This is a genomic window from Acidovorax sp. CF316 (genome assembly GCF_000276605.1).
Lineage (GTDB): Bacteria > Pseudomonadota > Gammaproteobacteria > Burkholderiales > Burkholderiaceae_C > Acidovorax.
On record NZ_AKJX01000088.1, the window covers coordinates 11,838 to 33,330 of the forward strand.

Annotated in this window: 17 protein-coding genes; 3 read left to right on the forward strand and 14 right to left on the reverse strand. The window is 66.2% G+C overall.

Features of this window, described 5'->3' with window-relative positions:
* Positions 1-123 precede the first annotated feature (123 nt).
* The 13 genes from PMI14_RS06925 to PMI14_RS06985 form a co-directional block, all read right to left on the reverse strand.
* Complete coding sequence (locus tag PMI14_RS06925; protein ID WP_007851936.1) at positions 124-1,269, reverse strand: hypothetical protein; 1,146 nt, start codon at positions 1,267-1,269, stop codon at positions 124-126.
* A gap of 100 nt (positions 1,270-1,369) precedes the next feature.
* Positions 1,370-2,542, reverse strand: a complete 1,173-nt coding sequence (locus tag PMI14_RS06930) for a hypothetical protein (RefSeq protein WP_007851946.1) — start codon at positions 2,540-2,542, stop codon at positions 1,370-1,372.
* Between the two features lie 380 nt (positions 2,543-2,922).
* Complete coding sequence (locus tag PMI14_RS06935) at positions 2,923-3,438, reverse strand: hypothetical protein (protein WP_007851949.1); 516 nt, start codon at positions 3,436-3,438, stop codon at positions 2,923-2,925.
* A gap of 25 nt (positions 3,439-3,463) precedes the next feature.
* Positions 3,464-5,269, reverse strand: a complete 1,806-nt coding sequence (locus PMI14_RS33420) for a methyltransferase domain-containing protein (protein ID WP_081497288.1) — start codon at positions 5,267-5,269, stop codon at positions 3,464-3,466.
* Positions 5,270-5,326: 57 nt separating this feature from the next.
* Positions 5,327-9,202 (reverse strand): glycosyltransferase, encoded by a 3,876-nt coding sequence (locus PMI14_RS33425; protein WP_162137117.1) that lies wholly within the window; start codon positions 9,200-9,202, stop codon positions 5,327-5,329.
* A gap of 341 nt (positions 9,203-9,543) precedes the next feature.
* A complete protein-coding gene (locus tag PMI14_RS06950; protein ID WP_007851955.1) occupies positions 9,544-10,449 on the reverse strand; it encodes a hypothetical protein in 906 nt (301 codons plus the stop codon).
* Complete coding sequence (locus tag PMI14_RS06955; protein ID WP_007851958.1) at positions 10,446-11,582, reverse strand: DUF1972 domain-containing protein; 1,137 nt, start codon at positions 11,580-11,582, stop codon at positions 10,446-10,448. Before PMI14_RS06955 ends, PMI14_RS06950 begins: the two co-directional genes overlap by 4 nt.
* Positions 11,579-12,544: a glycosyltransferase gene (locus tag PMI14_RS06960; RefSeq protein ID WP_007851959.1), complete on the reverse strand. Its 966-nt coding sequence runs from the start codon at positions 12,542-12,544 to the stop codon at positions 11,579-11,581. The genes PMI14_RS06955 and PMI14_RS06960 overlap by 4 nt, the downstream gene beginning before the upstream one ends.
* A gap of 32 nt (positions 12,545-12,576) precedes the next feature.
* The gene (gene rfbC / locus PMI14_RS06965) at positions 12,577-13,143 is read right to left on the reverse strand and encodes a dTDP-4-dehydrorhamnose 3,5-epimerase (RefSeq protein ID WP_007851962.1); all 567 of its coding nucleotides are present in this window, start codon (positions 13,141-13,143) and stop codon (positions 12,577-12,579) included.
* A gap of 18 nt (positions 13,144-13,161) precedes the next feature.
* Complete coding sequence (gene rfbA, locus PMI14_RS06970; RefSeq protein WP_007851963.1) at positions 13,162-14,046, reverse strand: glucose-1-phosphate thymidylyltransferase RfbA; 885 nt, start codon at positions 14,044-14,046, stop codon at positions 13,162-13,164.
* Between the two features lie 10 nt (positions 14,047-14,056).
* Positions 14,057-14,947 (reverse strand): dTDP-4-dehydrorhamnose reductase, encoded by an 891-nt coding sequence (rfbD, locus tag PMI14_RS06975; RefSeq protein WP_007851966.1) that lies wholly within the window; start codon positions 14,945-14,947, stop codon positions 14,057-14,059.
* Positions 14,944-16,032, reverse strand: a complete 1,089-nt coding sequence (gene rfbB / locus PMI14_RS06980) for a dTDP-glucose 4,6-dehydratase (protein WP_007851968.1) — start codon at positions 16,030-16,032, stop codon at positions 14,944-14,946. The genes rfbD and rfbB overlap by 4 nt, the downstream gene beginning before the upstream one ends.
* A 111-nt stretch (positions 16,033-16,143) precedes the next feature.
* A complete protein-coding gene (locus PMI14_RS06985; protein WP_007851969.1) occupies positions 16,144-18,129 on the reverse strand; it encodes an SDR family oxidoreductase in 1,986 nt (661 codons plus the stop codon).
* A gap of 230 nt (positions 18,130-18,359) precedes the next feature.
* Here PMI14_RS06985 and PMI14_RS06990 point away from each other — a divergent pair, with 230 nt between their 5' ends.
* The 3 genes from PMI14_RS06990 (at position 18,360) to PMI14_RS07000 (ending at position 20,693) form a co-directional block, all read left to right on the forward strand.
* Positions 18,360-18,971, forward strand: coding sequence for a phasin family protein (locus tag PMI14_RS06990; RefSeq protein ID WP_007851971.1), 612 nt, complete (start codon positions 18,360-18,362; stop codon positions 18,969-18,971).
* A gap of 227 nt (positions 18,972-19,198) precedes the next feature.
* On the forward strand, positions 19,199-19,864 hold the full coding sequence (locus PMI14_RS06995) for a TetR/AcrR family transcriptional regulator (protein WP_007851973.1): 666 nt from the start codon (positions 19,199-19,201) through the stop codon (positions 19,862-19,864).
* A gap of 55 nt (positions 19,865-19,919) precedes the next feature.
* Positions 19,920-20,693: a hypothetical protein gene (locus tag PMI14_RS07000; RefSeq protein WP_007851974.1), complete on the forward strand. Its 774-nt coding sequence runs from the start codon at positions 19,920-19,922 to the stop codon at positions 20,691-20,693.
* A 24-nt stretch (positions 20,694-20,717) separates the two neighbouring features.
* Here PMI14_RS07000 and PMI14_RS07005 read toward each other — a convergent pair whose 3' ends face one another.
* Positions 20,718-21,485, reverse strand: a complete 768-nt coding sequence (locus PMI14_RS07005) for a type III pantothenate kinase (protein WP_007851975.1) — start codon at positions 21,483-21,485, stop codon at positions 20,718-20,720.
* Between the last annotated feature and the right edge of the window lie 8 nt (positions 21,486-21,493).

The following is a 21,493-nucleotide window of genomic DNA, read 5'->3' on the forward strand; positions in this document are numbered from 1 at the left end:
GTGCGGGGCCTGCGGCACTTCAGCGCCTTAGTCGGCCTGGGCGACCTGCCCCGTCCGTCATTTGCGCGCCCCCAAAGAAAAAGGCCCCGAAGGGCCTTTTTTTGTCTTCGAAAGGCTGCGCCTTTACCAGATCTTTCCTTTGCTGATGAAGGAACCATTGCTGTTCTTGTAGCCGAAATAGATTTCGACGTTGAATGCACGCAAGTCATCAGTCGTCAGGTCGAACGACGGCGAGAACTTGAGGCTGGTTGCTGAGGGGATCTGGCTGGAGTACGCAACCGTCTCGGGATTCGGCAAGACCAGTTGGACCCACGAGTCGGCCTTGCGGAAGAACCAGACGTCCGTCGTGAAGAAGAGGCCATTGGCAGGAATGCGCGCGGCAATCCAGACACTGGTCTTTTCACTGGCGGCCACCGCGGTACTGGTCTGCTCCAAGGTGATGTCGAGCTTGAGGGGCTGACCGGCCGCTGACACCATGGTGGTTGTAACCGCCCCAGCCGTAGGGGCGGGAGTCGTCGGCGTCGTCGGAGTCGTAGGGGTGGTCGGCGTCGTCGGAGTCGTGGGGGTGGTCGGCGTCGTCGGAGTGGTCGGCGATGCAGCATCCACGGGATCCGGGAACGGGCTGGTGGTCCAGGAAATCTTGGCGTAACCGGCCGCATACTTGGGCATGTCCACGTCAATGGCGCCCTGGTAGTCGTAGAGCGCGGCGCCGCTCAGCTGGCGCACATAGAGCCACTTACCTTGGTCAGTGCTGCTGCGGTTGGCATCGAGCTGGCCGCCCACGAAACGCAGGGTGCCGCCACCATCGTGCACGACGAAGTGGTCGACATCTTCATTGACCAGGCGCCCAAACGAGGTGTCGATGCGCTCATTGACCTGGGCAATCGAGTACTCGGAAGCGCTCAGGGGTGCGACGCGGGTTGGCTCCTTGCCGTAGCGCAGCACGAAGGCCGACTGGGTGCCTTGGGCAGCATAGCCCGAGAACAGGAATGAACGGGAGCCTGCGGGAATATAGACCTTGAACTCCTGGCTTTGCATCTGGAAGCCAGTGAACTCGGGAAGGGAAAGGGAACCACCACCAGGGAAGGCGCAGCCGCCGGTGCCAAAGCCGATTGCGCAACCTGTCACACCCGCAGGATCGTACTGCGCCTTGAAGCCCACCTTGGTATCAAAGGGGTAGACGAAGGTGCCGGGTGCCGGAGGAAGGGCGATTTTGTGCGCAGACTGGTGCATCGACACAAAATTCGCGGCCTGGGCGAATGTGCCCATTGCAGCCAAAAAAATAACAATTAGATACCGCATTGCATCCACCCAAAAAAAAAAGGCCGCGAGCTCTCGCCGGCGGCCTTTTTACTAAAGTCGCAACTTCTTAGTTAGAAGGAGCGTAGTGCCACGTGACTTCTGGGCCAATCGTGTTGATGTAGGTAACGATGCCAGGACCGCCGGACTTGCCCAGGTTCACAGAAGGAGCCGAGGTTTGGCCAACGGAAACCGTTGGGTTGGCGTAGCGGACGTTAGCCCAGCCAGCGGTGAACGAACCCACGCTGATCTGGCTGCCGAAAGCCAGCCAGTCGTGTTCGAACACGCTGGTTACCGATGCGGCAGGCAGAGGCGAGATGTTGAACGCTGGGCCGGTGATGCGGTTTTCGCTGTAGTCGAACACGTCGGCGGAGATAGCGACCTTCGTAGCGAAGGGGTACTGGCCGCTGATGACGTTACGGTACGTCAGCTTCGTGGGGAACGTGAAGGAGACCAGCGAAGACTGGCTGCCACCAACAACGTAAGGCACGACGAACGAGGTCTTCCACAGTGCGTCTTCGATGTCAGCAACCGTAGCTTGCGAACGTGGAGCGCCCAGGCTGGAGTCAACACCGATGTTTTGCTTGATGCGGTTGTTGTAGTCAGCCAGTGCCAGGGTAGGCAGCGAAGCGTTTTGGCCGTTCAGCGGGTTGGAGATGGTCAGGAAACCAGCCAGCACGTTAGGCGTGTTGGTGTCGGCAACCACAGCTGGAGCAGCGTCGAATGCAGCCTTGATGGCAGCCTTGGACACGCCAGGAGCGTTAGGAGCGATGTCGAATGCTTGCGATTCGATGATCGTGATGTAACCGATGTTGGTCAGAGGCGAACGGCCTTCGCCAGCACCGCTCACGATCACTGCTGGGGTAGCAGCGGACGCGAAGTTGTTGGAGTTAGGCAGCAGGATCGAATCGTCGCTGGACGTCACGACCGAGCGGGTCGTTTGGCCATTGGCACCGGCAGCTTGGCTGGCCAGGGTACCGACCCACACGTCGCCAGGCGACAGGTAGATCAAGAAGTCAAGACGTTCTTCGGAGCGCTCGTTGTCGTGAATCACGACCTTGGCAACCACGGATTGCGTCAGGCTCGTGTTGATAACCTTCAACTCACTTTGCCATCCCCCACCGATGAAATACGAGGGAGCGACCAGCAAATCACCCAAACCAGCGTGATTCACGGTCACAGCGTTTGCAGCACCAGCAGCGAGCATGGCGCCCATTGCTACAGCAAGAAGTTTCTTCTTCATCACAGATTTCTCCATAAAAATTAAAAAAAGCACCTGAGCAAGCCCACACTCATAGCTTTACAAGTTTACACCAGATACTTCAACAATCCGCCCCGCGTACACAATCTAGACAAGCGGACTCTATGGACTGTTGATTCGCATCCTACACAATCGCCCCCCGGTTTGAGCAGGGGGGCGTAGATAAAATGTGTTTGGTGTCACAACTAGGGCGATGGATGTTGCAGCTCTGCAACAAGCGCCCGTTGTCCTTTTCCTGCGCCCGACACGGCAAGCCTGCGGCCTGCCCCCTCGCCACACAGTGGGCCAGCGGCACGACCATCCTGACAGCCCGACAGGCGTTCTGCCCGACCTTGCAGGCGATCCGTGCCACGGCCCTATCATCAACGCGACTTCAGGACGGAGTCGAGGTTGACGTGCTTCCACTGCCCGTCCACCTCCAGCCAGATATCGGAGTCGCGGACCGTGACATCGGCCTTCTTGCCGGTCGGATCGGCCAAGGCCCTCTCCACGTCGAGGATGACATGCTTGCCATCCAGGGTCACATCATGCACCTTGAAGGATTTCAGGGTCCAGGCCTTTGCGTGGTAGTCCGCATAGAACTTTGCATCCGTCCGGCCGGGGTCGATCCCATGCTCCAGCTCGTAGCGCAGGCCCCAGTTGCGGTCCAAATGGGCTTGCCAATAGCGCTTGAAATTGGTAAGCACGCCCATCTGCGCCAGCTTCGACTCCAGAGCCGCAGACTCGAAAACGACGTTCAGCGGCTTGGACTGGGTCAAGGCCGTACTCGGCGCGGCTGTCGCGCTGCCTGCCGGCTGCGAGGTAGCGCAACCGGCCAGCCATGGCAACACCGCAACCATGGCTGCGGCAAGCGTGATGTTTTGTGCAAAATTCTTCATGCGTGTCTCAAGATAGTGTGGAAGTTCAATGAGTTGCCGGTGGGCGACTCGTGGGGGATACAGGCTCCTGCAGCGCGTGAAAGAGCACCAATGGGATATGGGCGACCTGCTGATAGTTCACATTGACGATGCGGCCCGCACCATTTCCGCGCAACGCCTCGGCCGCCAGCAAAACGAACGGCGCCGAGACCGCGAACGAACTGTCGATCTGCGGAACCGGCGCGCTCTGGCACCGCACGGGAGGCATCACATCGTCGCGCCCCAGGACGGCATCGTAGTCTGCCATGATGGCCTCTGTGCCAGGACGCATCTTGGCGAGCGTGAACATCTCCTGCAGGGCATTGAAGGAGAGCGTGGTTCCCTCGTGCAACACCAGTCGGTACCGGCCACGCCAGGGGTACAAGCCCTCAGGATCGGTCCGGGAGACGATGGTCAGCCGTGAATCCAGCCGGGCAAAGTCCTCCATGGCCCTGCGCACCGCAGGTGACTGATCGGGGTGGCCCAGCAATAGCAACTCCCAGCCCGAGTAGGTCTGGCGCACCAGCGAGAAGAAGGTGGCGGTGAGCGCAGCCACGTCGAATGGCTGCACCACGACCGAGACGAAGGGTGCAGCCACCGCCTGGGCGGGGGCCGCCTGAGCGCTCTGCGCCGCGCCTGCACCGGACAATGAGCGCCAGCCATCCCGCATGAACCGCCACATGCCTGGCGGCACCACGGCGCGCACCATGTTCTTGGCATGGAACAGGGCATGCGCCCGCCGCCCGGCACTTAGGGGCGCCTCTTCGCCGGCATCGGCGATCAGGCGGTAGTACTGCGCCATATAGCGCGACTGGTCGTTGGCGAGCAGATGGTGCTCGCGCACCGTGGTCAACTCCGAGCGCAGGCGCTCCAGGTCCGTGCGCGCGGCGGCCAGCTTGCGGTCCAGATCCGTGGCCACGACCGGGGACACGCCCTCCATCGCAGGGGATGCGGACGACGGCAAGGTCTTGGGCGGGTTGATCGCTCGAATCGAAACCCCTGCCGCCAATGTCCGCAGGTGGTGTTCAGGCAGCGCGCCGAGCGCCTCCATGATGGCGGCGTCCTGCGGCTGGGCGGCACCCGTGCCCGCCCTCTGCAGGGCATCGACGACGTCGCCCAATGGGGTGGCACGCAGCAGCGCCGCCGCCCCGGCCGGCAGGCGGTCCAGGTACACGCCCATGAACCAGCTCAGCGACCACTGCGGATGCTGGTGGGGTTCCACCCCGCTCCAGCGCAGGTCGAACTCGCGGAACCACTCGCGCAGGCCGGTCTCGGTGGCGTTGTAGAAATGGTGGGGATAGCCGTGCTCGGGTTGCAGGAAGGCGGTGTCGATCTTGACCACCCCGCCCGGCTTGAGCACGCGGCGGATTTCCTCGACCGCAGCCTGCGGATACTGCAGGTGCTCGAACACCGCCTGGCTGATCACCGCGCTGAAGCTGTTGTCGCGGAACGGCAACCGGTCCGCGGAGCCGACCACGTCGGTCATCGGGTAGCGGAAGATGTCGATCTGCACCACGTTGTCCCAGCGCTGCAGCTTGCCACCCGCGCCCAGGTCCAGCACCCACCCGTCCTTGTGGTCCTCGATGATCCTCTGCGATTCCTGGCTGTAGGGGTGGCGCGAGACCGGATCGTCCACCGATGCCTCGCCCGTCCCCGCCTCCTCGATGGTTTCCGGCAACAGCACGGGCACCCCATTGCGCAGCGGGTAGGCCGTGCCGCACCCACCACACACCATCCGGCTCTCATGCTGGTTCAGTCGTGAGCCGCAACGCGGGCAGGCAAGCAGCGGCAACAGGGAATCAAGTCGGCTCATACGATGGATTCAAGGAAGGAAACGGTCACGTGGCAAAGGGTGGCGACGAGCGCCGCGTCAGACGACCCGGGGGGGCCAGGCCAGCGAGAAGTCTTCGGCGTCGATGGTCAGGTTGGGGTTGTAACAGGGGTCATTGGCCAGCAGCACCGGCCAACGGGTCTGCAGGATCTTCACTTCCGAGTTGAACCGCTTTTGCTTCTCCGGCGTGTCCTCGTAGCCGCGCGAGACCGACTCGTGGTGGATCAACTCGGCATACGGCGTCCAGTGGTTGCGGTAACCTGCTTCACGCACACGCAGGCAGAAGTCCACGTCGTTGAAGGCCACGGCCAGGGTTTCATCCAGGCCGCTCACCTCTTCATAGATCGACTTGCGCAGCAGCAGGCAGGCCGCCGTCACGGCCACGAAGTCCTGCGCCAGCACGGCGCGACCCATGTAGCCGTGCTGGCCGCGCGCCAGCAGCTTGTGCGCATGCCCCGCCACGCCGCAGACCAGCACCACGCCCGCGTGCTGGATGCGGCCATCGGGGTACCACAGCCGGGCGCCCACGCAGCCCACGCCGGGCTCCAGGGCCGGGCCGACCATCTCGTCGAGCCAATCGGGGTGGGTGGCCTCGATGTCGTTGTTCATGAGCAGCACGAACTCGCCGCGCGTGGCCTCGTGTACCGCCCGGTTGTTGATGGCCGAGAAGTTGAACGGGCCGTCGTCGCGCAGCACCCGGATCTGTCCCGACGCCGTGCGCTCGGCCAGCAGCTGCAACGAAGCGGCTTCGTCGCTGCCGTTGTCCATCACGATGATTTCGTAATTGGGATAGCGGGTCTGCACCAGGCTGTCCAGGCACTGGCGCAGGATCTTCTCGCCATTGCGGGTCGGGATGACGATGCTCACCAGCGGCGGGTTGGCCGGAATGCCCCAGCGCACGCGGTACATGCCCGAGGCCTCGGTCGCCTCCAGCACCTCGCCCTGCAGGCCGCGGCGCTGCAGGTGCTCCTGCAGGGCGCGCCGGCCGGCCTCGAAGGCATAGCTCTTGTTGCCGTGGCCCGAGGCCGTGCTGCCGGTTGCCGTGCGCCAGTGGTAGAGGATCTGCGGCACATGGAGCACGGCGGTCGCGTCCACGCTGTCGATGGCGCGCAGTGCGAGGTCGTAGTCCTGCGCCCCTTCGAAGCCCACGCGTGGGCCGCCGAGTTCGCGCATGAAATGCGCGTCGTAGACCGCGAAGTGGCACATGTAGTTGTGCGAGCGCAGCAGGCCCAGGTTGAAATCGGGCTTGAAGTAGGGATCGAAGCGCCGACCTGTCTGGTCGATCTTGTCCTCGTCGGAGTACAGCACCTTGCCCTGCGGGTTGCGCGCAAAGGCCTGCATGGCGCGCAGCAGCGCATGCGGCGTGAGCTCGTCGTCGTGGTCGAGCAGGGCGATGTACTGGCCCTTGGCCAGGGCTATGGCCGTGTTCGTCGCCGCCGAAATGTGCCGGTTCTTTTCGTGGAAGGCCAGGCGGATACGGGGCTCCTCGGCGGCTGCCGCCTCCAGCAGCGCGCGCGTGCCAGCCTTGGTCGATGCATCGTCGCAGATGCACAGCTCCCAGTGCGGGTAGACCTGGTTCTTCACCGAGGCAATAGCGCGGCCCACGTCCTGCGGATCGGGGTTGTAGACCGGCATGATGATGGAGACCAGGGCCTTGCGCGGCAACTCGGCCGCCTCGGCCACCAGGCGCGAGAGCTTGACCGGGTCCATTGTGTCGTATTTCGCCACCCAGTCGGTATAACTGCGTGGTGCGGCACCGGGCACGGCGTCCGGCACGGACGCTCCGGTATCCAGCGCTTCCGCCCCATGGCCAGAGCCATGCAGCATGCGCCGCAGGCGCTGGCGCACGCCCTGCACACCCTGGGTGCGCAGGACCGACACCGTGCGCTTGACCAGGTGAGGCAGGCCCACACCCCGGCTGCGGGCCACCGAATAGGCCGCCACGACGCTCCGGGCGTAGCGCGGCAGCCGGACCACCAGGCGCAGCGGGCGGGTGATCTTCCATGAGCGCGAGCCCGTCACCAGGCGCAACTGGTGCTGCGTGCCGTCCAGCATGGTCTGCAGGTTGTGCGCATGGTTGCGTGCCAGGGCGATCTCCGCCCCCAGGGCGGCGGCAGAAGCCTCCAGGGAGCCGATGTGCACCTGGGCATCGGTGTACAGGCTCAGCACGTTCGCGCCATGCTGGTGGGCCAGGTCCCGCTCGCGCACCACGGCATGGAGTTCCACGATGGTGGCATCGCGCTCCTGCTGCACCACGTCGCGCGCGGCGCAGGCCAGGTCATGCGCCTCGCCCAGGTGGTGCGCATCCTGGCGGGCCTTGTCCGCTGCCTGCATGGCGTCCATGGCGCGCTGCTGCTGGTCCATCAGGTCCTGCGTCAGCCGTTTCACGTCCTTGCCGCGCTCGGCCAGTTGCGACAGCACGCTGCGCCGCGACAGTGAGCGCGTGACCAGCTCCTCGAAGGTCTGCTTCGACTGCAGCACCTGCCACTTGGCATAGAGCTGCGCGGTGGCATCGGCTGCGCGCTGGCGATCGGCCTGCACGCCCTCGCCTGCCCCGGCATGGATGCGGTAGGCCGCCGAGACGCCGGGCACAAATTCGAACGGCGTGCGGCCTTCCACCTGCAGCCAGAAGTCCCAGTCCTCGTACAGATCGAAGCGCTCGTCGAAGGCGGCGCCGCCGGCCTGCACCAGGCTGCGATGGAACAGCACCGAGTGGATGGGCATGAAGTTGCCGTAGCGCAACTCGCCCGAGGCGTAGGGGAACTGGAAGATCTCGCCCACCGGCTCGCTCTTCGCATCGACGCACTCCACCGCCGTGTGCACCGCCTTGACCGTGGTGCTCTGGCGTACGGCCAGCACCAGCTTGGCGATGTGGTCCGGGTAGAACCAGTCGTCGTCGTCCAGGAAGATGAGGTATTCGCCCGTGGCCGCCGCCATGCCGGCATTGGCCGCCAGCGCGCGGTTGAGCTTCTTGCCCTGCGACACCAGGCTCACGGGCACCGGTCCCCCGGCCCACTGCGTGCCGGGCAGGCCATCGCCGGCGGCATCCACCAGCACGATGTCCAGGTGCGGGTAGGTCTGCAGCGCCACGGAACCAAGCGCCTTGGCCAGCGTGGGCCGGCCCATGGTGCGCACGATGACCGATACCAGCGGCATGTCCTGCGGGAGCACGGCCACGCCGCGGCCCAGCAGGCGCTGCTTCTCGCCTTCGATCAGCAGCGGCCCCCCCGCGCGCAGATCGGCCGAGGTGTAGCTCTCGAAGGCCTCGGCATATTCCGCGGCCGGGAACAGCGTGAGCGCGCGGAAGCGGTTGAGCGCGGAGATGAAGCTCGCATAGGGCAGCTTCTTCTCCTGGCTGGCAAAGACCTGCATGGCCTGCTGCTTGAGCGACCACGCGGGCGTGATGTCCAGCAGCCGGTTGGGCCGCAGGGGGGCACTTACTTCATACAGGTGCAGGCTCACGCCTTCCAGGCGGCGTACCGCCTCCAGGGCGCACAGGGCGGTTGCACGGTGGTCGGGGTGCAGCTCCCAAGGGGAAGGAGCGTACACCGCGTCGGCACCGGTTTCGGCGATCGCCTGGGTGATGCGGCCCACCAGGGCTTCGCCGTAGCTGATCTCGCGGTCCGGCAGGCCCCAGCACTGGGGCGGCGGCAGGCCCAGCACGCGGGCCGCCTCAGCGCTTTCGGACAGGCGGGTTTCGGCATAGCCTTGCCCGGCCTCGCCCTGCTCTCCGTGGCTGCCCGCCGTCAACAGGACCACCTGGACGGAGTGCCCGGCCTGCAAGTGCCCGGCGATCGCACCGGCGCATCCGAACACCTCGTCGTCTGGGTGGGGCGCCAGTACGAGCACGCCACCTGGGGCAGGAGGCACAGGGGAGGCGTGGTAAGGAATGATCTCAGCCTCGCTAGGGTGCATGTTGTGCATTCAGATCAGGAAAAGGAAACGTGGGGACGGTCTGGAGCGCGTGGAAACCGGGTGCATCCGCAAAAAAGGCGCACACACGGCAATGCGCAGCCTTCGTTGCCGAAGGGCCGCGGCGGTTGCCAGGGCTGAGACCAGGTCTGTGGGATTTTTTGCCAGCCGACCGCCTGGGCGGGCTGCTGGGCAGGTCTGCAATTCTATATTCTGTCGTATGCAGCTCTGATCGTGCGCAAATCCGTCCCGATGCAACGGATTGTTGCCCTGCCAATCGATTACAACGGCTGTTTTTTGCGCAGCAGCGTGCTCGCGGCGACACCGCGCCTGCCTTCAGGGCGTCACACGCGGGAGCGATCCTGGGCATCGGGCCGGCCCACCAGGCCCTGCCAGCCGCCGCGCGCCACCGCTCCCCAGCGCGCCAGCCGCTGGTCGGGCAACAGCGCCTGGAGGACCACCTTGCGCAGCAGCGGCGCGACCAGGTGCCTGCGCCAGCCTGCCGGAACCTCGCGCGAACGCAGCAGCCACAAGGCATTGCGCACCTGGAAGTACACACGCGCCGGCGCATGCGCGAGCACCCTGCGCCCCAGCACCCGCACGCCCGCCCGCCCGATGGTGTGTACCATCGCCACATCGCCGGTCTGCACCACTGCCAGGCCGCGGTGCCGCGCGCGCCAGCACCACTCGGTGTCAACCAGGTCGATGAACCAGTCGGCGCGAAACGGCCCCACGGCAGCCAGGGCCGGCGCCGCGACCAGGCAGCCGGAAGTGATCACATGGTCCACCGCCGCGGCCGGGCCAGGCACCAGGGCACTGGACGCCACCAGCCCCCCCCGCCCATCCACCCGGGTCACCGGCAGGGGCGCGCCCGTGGCTTCATCCACCACGGCCGCGCCCAGCGCCGCCCAGGTCGCATCGGCCTCGCGCGCCCAGATGCCCAGCAGTTGCGGCACATAGCCAGGAGGTGGCAGGGAGTCCTGGTCGAAGCTCAGCAGAAAGTCGTAGCCCTCCGCCAGCACACGTCCGCGTGCGATCTCCAGCGCAGCGCCCATGCCCAGGTTGCGGGACGCGCGGTACCACTGCACGCCTTGCATCTGGTTCCAGGGGGCGGCCTGCGGGTCGATGGTCTGGCCGTTGTCGATGACGAGCAGGCCCGCCACGTCCGGCAGCAGGCGCTCGATCAGGGCCGCCAGCCGGTCCGCCTGCGGCAGGTAGGCGACCACGCAAGCCAGCACACGCGGGCTCATGGCGTGCCGCCCCCGCTGCGGACGGTGTCTGCGCGGCACAGCGCCTCGTAGGCGTCGGCGATCGCCTCCCAGCGGTAGCGCGCCGACTGCACCAGTTGCGGCCCCGGCACCCAGGCCGGCAGCGCCGGGTGCTGCAGCTGCGCCATGAGCGACGGCACGTCGGCAAAGTAACCGCACCCGCCCGCCAGCGTATGGCGGTTGAAGCTGCAGTCGAAGGCGAGCAGCGGCCGGCCATAGGGCAGCATTTCCACCAGGGAAGGGTTGGTGCCCCCCACGCTGTGGCCGTGCAGGTAGATGTGGCAGCAGGCGCGCAGGGCGGCCAGCGCCCGAGGGTCGAACAGCGAGTCGATGAACTGGATGCGCGGCTCGCCCTGGTAGCGGGCCTGCAGCTCGCGTCCGAGCGGTGTACCGCCGAAGTTGCCCACCACCACATACTGGGGCTGGGGCGAGGCCAGAAAGGCCTGCAGCATCTCGGCAATCTGGTTCTCGGGCTCGATGCGGGCCACGGTCAGCAGGTAGCCGCCCGGTGCCAGGCCGAAGCGCTCGCGCACCAGGGCCTGGGCCTCGGCTGCGGGCAACTGCTGCACATGGTCGCAGCCATAGGCGATCACGGTGCTGGCGCGGCCGTACCGGGCCTGCACCATCTCGGCGATGGCCTGGTTGTCGCTCACCACCACGTGGGCATGGCGCACGGCCAGGGCTTCGCTGCGCGCCAGGAACCAGCGCTTGAACCCGGTCCACTTGTCGCGCCGGGTCTCCAGCCCGTCCACATTCACGATGATGCGGCGCCGGCCGGCCAGGCGCCGCAGCCAGGGCATGAAAATGCCGCCCGAGACACCCATCACCAGCATGGCATCCGACTGGCGCCAGCAGAGCAGGAAGTTGAGCAGGTCGTACGGCACGGACCACAGGCCGTTGGCACGCAGCGGCAGGTAGCGGTGCACCAGACCCGCCTGGAGAACCGCCCGCTCTGTGCGCCCGACCGAGGAGCCGAACACCTGCACGGCATGGCCACGCCGGGCCAGCCGTGGCGCCAGTTGCTCCACGCAGGTCTCGAAGCCGCCGTAGCGGGCCGGCATGCCATCGGTGCCGATGACGGCGATGCGCAGTGGCTTCTCGGCCGCACCCGTCATGGCCTGGCACTCCCATGGGCAGGGCGCAGCAATTGCAGCAACAGGAAGATGCCCAGGGCCCGCCGCCGCAGCGTGGGTGCCGACACCAGGGCATGGAAGGCCAGGTGCAGGGCCGTGCGCAGGCGGCTGTGGCCGGCCCAGGGCCGAGACATCCACACCGGCCCCGCTGCTGCGCTGGCAGCGGGCACCAGCCCTGACGAGGGGGCACGCGCCCAGGCCATGGCCTGCACCAGCACGCGTTCGGCCAGCTGCATGCCGCGCTGCAGCTGTTCACCCAGCCGGCGCTCGCGCGATGCCCCCAGAAGGTTGGCACCGTGCTGCCGGTACAGCGACAGGGCTTGCGGCACATAGACCAGGCACTGCATGCGCTGGGCCACCAGGGCCACGGCCCAGTCGTGCATCACATAGGCATCCTGCCCGGGCAACCGGGCCATCAGCGCCAGAAAGTCCCCGGAGAGCAGCAGCGTGTGCCCGACCACCGGGTTGGTCAGCAGCAACCGTCGGGGATCGAGGTCGCGCGGCACCGCGTACGGGTTGCCGGTGTAGAAGCTGGGCTGCAGAGGGGCGAGCGCCTCGTCCACCACCTGCACGTCATGGAACAGCGCCCAGGGACGTGGCCTGTGGGCCGCTGCCTCCAGCATGGCAGCCACCTTGCCGGGCAGCCAGACGTCGTCCTGGTCGGCCAGGAAGATACTGTCTGCCGCATCGACGCGGGATGCCAGGTAGCCGATGGCACGCAAGAAGGACATCGCCGGCCCGGGAGCGTCGCCGAGCCAGTGCAGCTCGAGGGGGGCGCCCGGCTGGGACGCCAGCTGGCTCAGCACGGCCCGCGTGCCATCGTCCGACGCATGGTCGAAGACGTGGATCACGTCCACGGCGCGGGACTGGGCGCGGATCGAGGCAATCTGCTGCGCAATGAAGCGTGCCCCGTTGTGGCTGCACAGGAGCACATGCAGGGTCATGCCGGACTTTTCAGGTGCGCCAGAGGCCGCCGTCAGCGGGTGGCGGCAACAGCAGCGAAGACTTCCGCGTTCTCCAGGGTCAGGCCCTGCTGGTCCTTGGCCGACAGCAGCGGGTTGGCGCCGATGTCGGGCCATTCGATGCCGATGGAAGGGTCGTTCCAGATGATGCAGCGCTCGTGCGCCGGCGCGTAGTAGTCGGTGGTCTTGTACAGAAACTCCGCCGTCTCGCTGAGCACCAGGAAGCCGTGCGCAAAGCCCGGCGGCACCCACAGCTGGCGGTGGTTGTCTTCGCTCAGCTCCTCACCGACCCACTGGCCGAAGGTGGGCGAGCCCTTGCGGATGTCCACCGCCACGTCGAACACGGCACCACGCACCACGCGCACCAGCTTGCCCTGGGGCTGCTGGACCTGGTAATGCAGGCCACGCAGCACGCCGCGGGCGCTGCGGCTGTGGTTGTCCTGCACGAAATCGTGGTCGGTACCGGTGGCCTCGTTGAAGGCGCGCTGGTTGAAGCTTTCGAAAAAGAAGCCGCGCGCGTCGCCGAACTTCTTGGGTTCGATCAGCACGACGTCGGGAATGGCCAGTCGGGTTGCTTGCATGGAATGAATTTCAGGGAATCAGTAGATCTTTTCTTTGAGCACGCGCATCAGGTACTGGCCGTATCCGTTCTTGGTCAGCGGCTGCGCCAGGCGCTCCAGTTGCGCGCTGTCGATCCACTGGCAGCGCCAGGCGATCTCTTCGGGGCACGCGATCTTCAGGCCTTGGCGGTGCTCCAGCGTGGCGATGAACTGGCCGGCTTCGAGCAGGCTCTCGTGCGTGCCGGTATCGAGCCAGGCGTAGCCCCGGCCCATGATCTCCACGTTCAGCTGGCCGCGCTCCAGGTACAGCCGGTTCAGGTCGGTGATCTCGTACTCGCCCCGGGCCGAAGGCTTGAGGCCCTTGGCCAGCTCCACCACCTGGTTGTCGTAGAAATACAGGCCCGTCACCGCATAGCTCGACTTGGGGACCTTGGGCTTTTCCTCCAGCGACAGCACCTTGCCGTTGGCGTCGAACTCGGCCACGCCGTAGCGCTCGGGGTCGTGCACATGGTAGGCGAACACGGTGGCGCCATCGGTGCGCTCGGCCGCGCTGCCCAGCAGTTCGTGGAAGTCGTGCCCGTGGAAGATGTTGTCACCCAGCACCAGCGCGCTGGGCGCTCCCGCCAGGAAAGACTCGCCGATCACGAAGGCCTGCGCCAGACCGTCGGGGCTGGCCTGCACCGCATACTGCAGGTTGATGCCCCACTGGCTGCCATCGCCGAGCAATTGCTCGAAACGCGGCGTGTCCTGCGGGGTGCTGATCACCAGGATGTCGCGGATGCCCGCGAGCATCAGCGTGCTCAGCGGGTAATAGATCATGGGTTTGTCGTACACCGGCAGCAATTGCTTGCTGATGGCCAGGGTGGCCGGGTGCAGCCGGGTTCCGGAGCCTCCGGCGAGGATGATGCCTTTGCGTGCCGTCATGGGGTATTTTTCAGAGAATCTCGGTGAGCATGCGCGCCACGCCGGCCTGCCAATGCGGCAGGGTCAGGCCGAAGGTGCTGCGCAGCTTGGTGGTGTCCAGGCGCGAGTTGTGCGGGCGCACGGCTGGCGTGGGGAAGGCGCTGGTCGGCACGGGAGCGACTTCCTTGGCGACGATCTTTTCACCCACCGGGTGCTTCGCGGCCAGTGCCAGCACGAACTTCGCGTACTCGTTCCAGTTCGTCTCGCCGGCTGCGACCAGGTGGTACAGGCCCGCGACCTCGGGGTGCTGCTGCAGGTGGCGAATGGCGTGGGCCGTCACATCGGCCAGCAGGTCGGCACCGGTCGGGGCGCCCCACTGGTCGTCGATCACCGTCAGGCGTTCTCGCTCCTGGGCCAGGCGCAGCATGGTCTTGGCGAAATTGCCGCCGCGTGCGGCGTAGACCCAGCTGGTGCGCAGGATCAGGTGCTTCGCGCCGGACTGGGCGATCAGCTGCTCGCCTTCGAGCTTGGTACGGCCGTAGACGCTCAAGGGGGCGGGTGCATCGGATTCCACCCAGGGGCGGTTGCCGCTGCCATCGAACACATAGTCGGTGCTGTAGTGCACCAGCCAGGCACCAAGCTTCGCGGCCTCCTGCGCGATGGCGCCAGGGGTCGTGGCGTTGAGCGTACGGGCGAAGTCGGCCTCGCTCTCGGCCTTGTCCACGGCGGTGTGGGCCGCGGCGTTGACGATGACGTCGGGGCGCAGGGCGCGCACCGTCTCGGCCACGCCAGCAGGGTTGGAGAAGTCACCGCAGTGCTCGGTGCTGTCGAAGTCCAGCGCCGTGACCGTACCCAGTACCGACAGGCTGCGCTGCAGTTCCCAGCCGACCTGGCCGCCCTTTCCGAAGAGCAGGATGTTCATGCGCTGGCGTCCGCAACGGCTGCGGGCTCCTGCGCGTACTGGGTCTGCACCCAGTCACGGTAGGAACCGGTCTGCACGCTGGCCACCCAGTCGGCATGCTCCAGGTACCACTGCACGGTCTTGCGGATGCCGGTGTCGAAGGTCTCGGCAGGCTTCCAGCCCAGCTCGCGCTCGATCTTGCGCGCATCGATGGCGTAGCGGCGGTCGTGGCCCGGACGGTCCTTCACGTAGGTGATCTGGGTGCGGTAGCTCTGGCCATCGGCGCGGGGGCGCAGCTCATCGAGCAGGCCGCAGACCATGTTCACGATCTCGATGTTGGGCTTCTCGTTCCAGCCGCCCACGTTGTAGGTCTCGCCGGGGGCGCCGGCTTCCAGCACGCGGCGGATGGCGCTGCAGTGGTCCTTCACGTAGAGCCAGTCGCGCACCTGCATGCCGTCGCCGTACACCGGCAGGTTCTTGCCGGCCAGGGCGTTGACGATCATCAGCGGGATCAGCTTCTCGGGGAAGTGGTAGGGCCCGTAGTTGTTGCTGCAGTTGGTGGTGAGCACCGGCAGGCCGTAGGTGTGGTGCCAGGCGCGCACCAGGTGGTCGCTGGCGGCCTTGCTGGCGCTGTAGGGGCTGTTCGGCTCGAAACCGCGCGTCTCGGCGAATGCCGGGTCCGTGGGTGCCAGCGATCCGTACACCTCGTCGGTGGAGACATGCAGGAAGCGGAACGCCGCGCGCTCGCCCTCGGGCAGTGCGCTCCAGTGGGCGCGCACGGCCTCCAGCAGGCGGAACGAGCCGACGATGTTGGTCTGGATGAAGTCCTCGGGCCCGTGGATGGAGCGGTCCACATGCGATTCGGCCGCGAAGTTGACCACCGCACGCGGCTTGTGCTCGGCCAGCAGGCGGGCGATCAGGGCGGTGTCGCCGATATCGCCCTGCACGAAGACATGGCGGGCATCGCCCTGAACGCTGTCCAGGTTGTGCAGGTTGCCCGCGTAGGTGAGCTTGTCGAGGTTGACGACGGGCTCGCTGGAGGCAGCAAGCCAGTCAAGAACGAAGTTGGCGCCGATGAAACCCGCGCCGCCGGTAACCAGAATCATAGGGTGGGCTGTGTGAAATGCCTGCTCGGCAGAACCCGCGATTATCCCACCCCGCCCGGTTACCCGGTAACAGAGTTCAACACGGGCCGGCCGGGGCGGGTGGAAAGGCCATCAGAAATGGATGCCACGCATCATCTGCTGCAGCGCCACCGCTTCGGCGGAAAGCTGCGGCTTGGCGTCCTTGGCCCCCTTGGCGGCGGTGGAATCCGGGAACATGCGGAAACTCGTGTTCATGGTGATCTGCGCCACGCGCGGCACCAGCGCATGCAGGATCTGCCCGGTGATGCCCAGGCGCGTGGCGATGCGCACCGGCTTGAAGATGCAGGCCTGGGCGATCATGTCGGCCGCCTCCTCGGGACTCAGCGTGGGCACGTTGTTGTAGATCTTGGTCGGTGCGATCATGGGCGTGCGCACCAGCGGCATGTTGATGGTGGTGAAGGTGATGCCCTGGTCGGCGAACTCGCTCGAGGCACAGCGCGTCCAGGCATCCAGGGCGGCCTTGCTGGCCACATAGGCCGAAAAGCGCGGCGCATTGGTCAGCACGCCGATGGAGCTGATGTTGACCACATGGCCCTTGCGCTTGGCCACCATGCCGGGCAGAAAGCCCATGGTCACGCGCAGGCAGCCGAAGTAGTTGAGCTGCATGGTGCGCTCGTAGTCGTGGAAGCGGTCGTAGCTCGACTCGATGGCGCGGCGGATGGAACGGCCCGCGTTGTTGATCAGGAAGTCCACGCCGCCGTGCTTGTCGATCAGGAGCTGCACGAAGCGGTCGCAATCGGCCATGTCGGCGATGTCGGCGGCATAGGCGATGAACTCGTAGCCCTTGGCCCGGGCTTCGGCGCAGGCCTCGTCGAGCTTGTCCTGGTCGCGGCCGCAGATGATGGTGGTGGCGCCCGCCTCGGCGAACTTGTGCGCGGCCGCCAGGCCGATGCCCGAGGAGCCCCCCGTGACCAGCACCACCTTGCCACCCGCCGTGCCCTTGAGGCTGCGGTCGATGAACAGCTCGGGGTCGAGGTTGCGCTCCCAGTAGTCCCACAGGCGCCAGGCATAGTCCTTGAGGTTGGGGCAGCTCACGCCCGAGCCCTTGAGCGCCGCCAGGGTCTCGCGGCAATCGAAGCGCGTGGGGTAGTTCACGAAGGTCAGCATGTCCTCGGGCAAGCCCAGGTCCTTCAAGACGGCATTGCGCACGCGGCGCACGGGCGCCATGGCCATCAGGCTCTTCTTGATGCCCTTGGGGATGAAGCCCAGCAGCGCGGCGTTGATGAACAGGTTCATGCGTGGCGCATGCGCGGCGCGGCTGAAGATGTCGAGCACGTCGCCCACGCGGTAGCCCACCGGGTCCACCAGGTGGTAGCACTTCTTGCCGATGTCCTTCTGGTGGCTGATGACGTTAAGCGCGTTGACCACGAAGTCCACCGGCACGATGTTCACGCGCCCGCCCTCCAGGCCCACAGTGGGCATCCAGGGCGGCAGCAGCTGGCGCAGGCGCTGGATCAGCTTGAAGAAGTAGTAGGGGCCGTCGATCTTGTCCATCTCGCCGGTCGTGCTGTCGCCCACCACCATGGCCGGGCGGTACACCGTCCAGGGCACCTTGCAGTCCTCGCGCACGATTTTCTCGCTCTCGTGCTTGGTCTGGAAGTACGGGTGGTCCAGGCCCTCGGCCTCCTCGAACATGTCCTCGCGGAACACGCCCTCGTACAGGCCCGCAGCGGCGATGGACGAGACGTGGTGGAAGTGCCCGGCGTCGATGGCCTTGGCCAGGTCCACGGTATTGCGCGTGCCCTCGATGTTCACGGCCACCTGGGTTTCCTCATCCGCGCCGAGGTCGTAGACCGCGGCCAGGTGGTAGAAATGGTCGATCTGGCCCTTGAGCTTCTTCACGTCCTCGGACGCCACGCCGAGCTTCTTGGCCGTGAGGTCGCCGAACACCGGTACCGCCCGCGCGGCCGACACGCCCCAGTAGCTGCGCAGGTCGGCCACCTTGTCCGCGCTCTCCTTGCGGATCAGGAAGTGCACCACGGCCCCCTTGCGCTCCAGCAGCTTCTTCACGAGCCGCTTGCCAATGAACCCCGTCGCTCCCGTCACGAAATACTGCATGAAAAAACTCCTGTGAGATCTGTTCATTCTTGCGCAAGCGCATGGCCGGTGGATTCAGCACAAACCCGCGCAGCCCTGTGGCCGACCAGCATGGCCTGCTAGAGGCCACGCTCTACGTTTTTAGGAGCGCGCGCCTACACCTGGCCTGCCACGCGGCGTACAGTTCGGCCATGCGCCAAAGCCACCCGGCACTGGCAACCCCAACCACCCACCCGCATACCGGAGGCCCCATGGTCAAGAAACTGCAGAAACTCAGCGCCGACAAGAAAAATGGCAATGCCCAGCTGTCGAGCACCGTCAAGGACTCGGCCCAGCAGATCTGGCTGGCGGGCCTGGGTGCCTTTTCCAAGGCGCAGGAAGAAGGCGGCAAGGTGTTCGAGTCCCTGGTCAAGGAAGGCCTGTCCATCCAGCGCAAGACCCAGGCCGTGGCCGAAGAAAAAATCTCCGAAGCCACCAGCCGCGTGACCACCATGGCCAGCGACATCGGCTCCAAGGCCCAGGGCCAGTGGGACAAGCTCGAGAACATCTTCGAGGACCGCGTGGCCAAGGCCCTGTCCAAGCTCGGCGTGCCCTCGGCGCGTGACCTGGAAGCCCTGACGGCACGCGTGGACGCACTGACCAAGGGCACCGGCAAGGCAGCCCCGGCCAAGGCACCTGCCAAGGCCGCAGTGAAGGCAGCCGCCCCCGCGAAGAAGGCAGCCGCCAAGAAGGCAGCAGCGCCCCGCAAGGCTGCAGCCAAGCCTGCCGCCAAGGCCGCTCCTGCCAAGAAGGCAGCAGCCCCCGCCAAGAAGGCCAGTGCCAAGACCGCTGCGCCCGCCTCGGCAGCTGCCGCTTCCAACTGATCGTCCCCTGCCAATGGGCCGCCCCGACCGGCCCGTTGCTACGAACGGCTGACACGCCCTGTGCGTGCCAGCCGTTTTTCGTTGCGGGAGCCCCCAAGCCTGGGGCGCAGAAACAGGTTCCAAGGACATGCCAATATTGATGCAGTGCAGCATCGGCGCCTCGGTTAGAGTAGCCACCAGAGACATCCCAACACCGATCCAAAACGACGCGAAGAGGGCCCGCACACATGGTGAAGAAAGCGCCGCGACGCACCGCAGAACGCATCTTGGAAGTCACGCTGGACCTGTTCAACCGGTTCGGCGAGCCCAACGTCTCCACCACCCTGATCTCGGCCGAGCTGCGCATCAGCCCCGGCAACCTGTACTACCACTACCCGGCCAAGGACGAGCTGATCAATGCGCTGTTCGACCGCTATGAGCAGTCGCTGACCGAGCTGCTCGCCGCCGCCGACGGGGTGCGCAACGTGGAGGACGCCTGGTTCTTCATGCACACGCTGTTCGAGCTCATCTGGCAGTACCGTTTTCTGTACCGCGACCTCAACGACCTGCTGTCCAAGAACCGGCGCCTGGAGACCCATTTCCAGGCCATCCTCAAGAACAAGACCCGCGCCGTGCGCGCCATGCTGGATGGCATGGGCCGCTCGGACGCGCTGCACATCGACACGCGCGAGCTCGAGGCCACGGCGACCAGCATGGTGGTGGTGCTGACCTACTGGCTGAGCTTCGAGTACGTGCGCGACCCGCGCCGCGCCCTGGAGCCCGAAAGCGCCCAGGCGGCCCTGCTGCGCGGCGCCCACCATGTGCTCAACCTGCTCATGCCCTACCTGGAAAGCGGGCAGCGCGCACACCTGCTGGAACTCGTTGGCGCCTACGCCGCCACCCCACCGGGCTGAGCGCCCAGGCGCCATCCCCCCAACACCCGACCCCAAGAACCACAGGAGACACACCATGGCCAAATGGACCCCTTTTCCCCATGCGGGTGACTACAGCTTCGATGCCACGAGCGTGAAGAAGCACTGGGCCCGGCTGCACAGCGGCGACGCCGAGCCCTGCCCCAAGGACGCGGCTGTGCTGCAGGCCTGGGCGCTGTTCCACAGCGGTGACTTCGAGAAAGCCACCGCCGCCGGCCTGGCCGCTGGCGGCCCCGGCATCACCGTGGCCAACAAGGCCACGGCCATCTACGCCAACTACCTCGAGCAGAAGGAAAAGACCCGCCTGGACCTGTTCACCCAGGTGGCCGAGCGCGCCGAAGCCCAGGCCGGTGACGACCCGAACAACGCCAATGCCTGGTACTGGCATGCCTACGCCCTGGGCCGCTACAGCCAGGGCATCAGCGTGGCCAAGGCCCTGGCCCAGGGCCTGGGCGGCAAGGTCAAGGAGTCGCTCGAGAAATCCATCGCCCTGGCCCCCAAGCACGCCGACGCCCGCATTGCGCTGGGCGCCTTCCACGCCGAGGTGATCGACAAGGTGGGCTCGCTGATCGGTGGCATGACCTATGGCGCCAAGAAGGACACCGGGCTCAAGCTGTTCCAGGAAGCCCTCAAGCTCAACCCCGGATCGGCCATCGCCATGGTGGAGTACGCCAATGCGCTGGTGATGCTCGAAGGCGACAAGAAGATGAAGGAAGCGACCCAGCTCTACGAGAAGGCCGCTGCCTGCGAGTCCGCCGACGCCATGGAGCGCCTGGACGTGGAAATGGCGCGCGCCGAGCTGGAAGACTGACGCCGCTGGGCGCCGCCCCGGCGCTCAGCCAGCAAAGCGCCGGGAGGCGATCTCCAACAGTCCGTCGAAGATCAGGTTGTCCACCAGCTCAAAGGGGCGCGTCATGCTCGGCGCCATCTTCCAGCCGGCGCCGCCGGTCATGATGCAGGCCGGCTTCTCGCCGCAGTGCTGGATGACATGCTGCACCATGCGCTCCACGGCGCCCGCGATGGCATAGGTGCCGCCGCTGGTCAGCGCATCGCTGGTGTTGGTGGGGAACATGCGCACGTCGCCCGTGGGCACATGAAGGCCGGCAGTGCCTGTTTCGAGCGCGCGCAGCATGATGCCGTGGCCCGGCAGGATCAACCCGCCCATGAAGCGCCCATGCGCGTCAATGCACTCCACGGTGACCGCCGTACCCACCATCACCACCACCAGCGGCCGCGCAGCCCCCTGGGCCAGCACATGGTGGCGCGCACCGATCATGGCCACCCAGCGGTCCGAGCCCAGGCGCGAGGGATGGTCGTAGCCGTTGACCAGCCCCGCCTCCTCGCCCGAGGACACCACCCACTGTGCGCCCACGTCCCACAGCTCCATCTGCTCCTGAACGCGGCGCTTGGCGGCGTCACCCGCCACCACGCAGCCGAGCATGCGCTGCGGCACCGGCAGGTCGGCCCAGCTGCCTTCGGCGAGCTTCTCGATGTGGTCCAGGAATTCGGCGCCGTGGGCCAGCAGCGTGGCCCCGGGGCGGTGGGCGTCGTACAGTGCCCATTTGAGGCGGGTGTTGCCGACGTCGATGGCCAGAAAAGTCATGCGGCGGA

Bases quoted from the DNA above. Each gene is read 5' to 3' on its own strand.
- PMI14_RS06925 (WP_007851936.1), bottom strand. From the start codon at position 1,269: ATGGGCACATTCGCCCAGGCCGCGAATTTTGTGTCGATGCACCAGTCT.
- PMI14_RS06930 (WP_007851946.1), bottom strand. From the start codon at position 2,542: ATGAAGAAGAAACTTCTTGCTGTAGCAATGGGCGCCATGCTCGCTGCT.
- PMI14_RS06935 (WP_007851949.1), bottom strand. From the start codon at position 3,438: ATGAAGAATTTTGCACAAAACATCACGCTTGCCGCAGCCATGGTTGCG.
- PMI14_RS33420 (WP_081497288.1), bottom strand. From the start codon at position 5,269: ATGAGCCGACTTGATTCCCTGTTGCCGCTGCTTGCCTGCCCGCGTTGC.
- PMI14_RS33425 (WP_162137117.1), bottom strand. From the start codon at position 9,202: ATGCACCCTAGCGAGGCTGAGATCATTCCTTACCACGCCTCCCCTGTG.
- PMI14_RS06950 (WP_007851955.1), bottom strand. From the start codon at position 10,449: ATGAGCCCGCGTGTGCTGGCTTGCGTGGTCGCCTACCTGCCGCAGGCG.
- PMI14_RS06955 (WP_007851958.1), bottom strand. From the start codon at position 11,582: ATGACGGGTGCGGCCGAGAAGCCACTGCGCATCGCCGTCATCGGCACC.
- PMI14_RS06960 (WP_007851959.1), bottom strand. From the start codon at position 12,544: ATGACCCTGCATGTGCTCCTGTGCAGCCACAACGGGGCACGCTTCATT.
- rfbC (WP_007851962.1), bottom strand. From the start codon at position 13,143: ATGCAAGCAACCCGACTGGCCATTCCCGACGTCGTGCTGATCGAACCC.
- rfbA (WP_007851963.1), bottom strand. From the start codon at position 14,046: ATGACGGCACGCAAAGGCATCATCCTCGCCGGAGGCTCCGGAACCCGG.
- rfbD (WP_007851966.1), bottom strand. From the start codon at position 14,947: ATGAACATCCTGCTCTTCGGAAAGGGCGGCCAGGTCGGCTGGGAACTG.
- rfbB (WP_007851968.1), bottom strand. From the start codon at position 16,032: ATGATTCTGGTTACCGGCGGCGCGGGTTTCATCGGCGCCAACTTCGTT.
- PMI14_RS06985 (WP_007851969.1), bottom strand. From the start codon at position 18,129: ATGCAGTATTTCGTGACGGGAGCGACGGGGTTCATTGGCAAGCGGCTC.
- PMI14_RS06990 (WP_007851971.1), top strand. From the start codon at position 18,360: ATGGTCAAGAAACTGCAGAAACTCAGCGCCGACAAGAAAAATGGCAAT.
- PMI14_RS06995 (WP_007851973.1), top strand. From the start codon at position 19,199: ATGGTGAAGAAAGCGCCGCGACGCACCGCAGAACGCATCTTGGAAGTC.
- PMI14_RS07000 (WP_007851974.1), top strand. From the start codon at position 19,920: ATGGCCAAATGGACCCCTTTTCCCCATGCGGGTGACTACAGCTTCGAT.
- PMI14_RS07005 (WP_007851975.1), bottom strand. From the start codon at position 21,485: ATGACTTTTCTGGCCATCGACGTCGGCAACACCCGCCTCAAATGGGCA.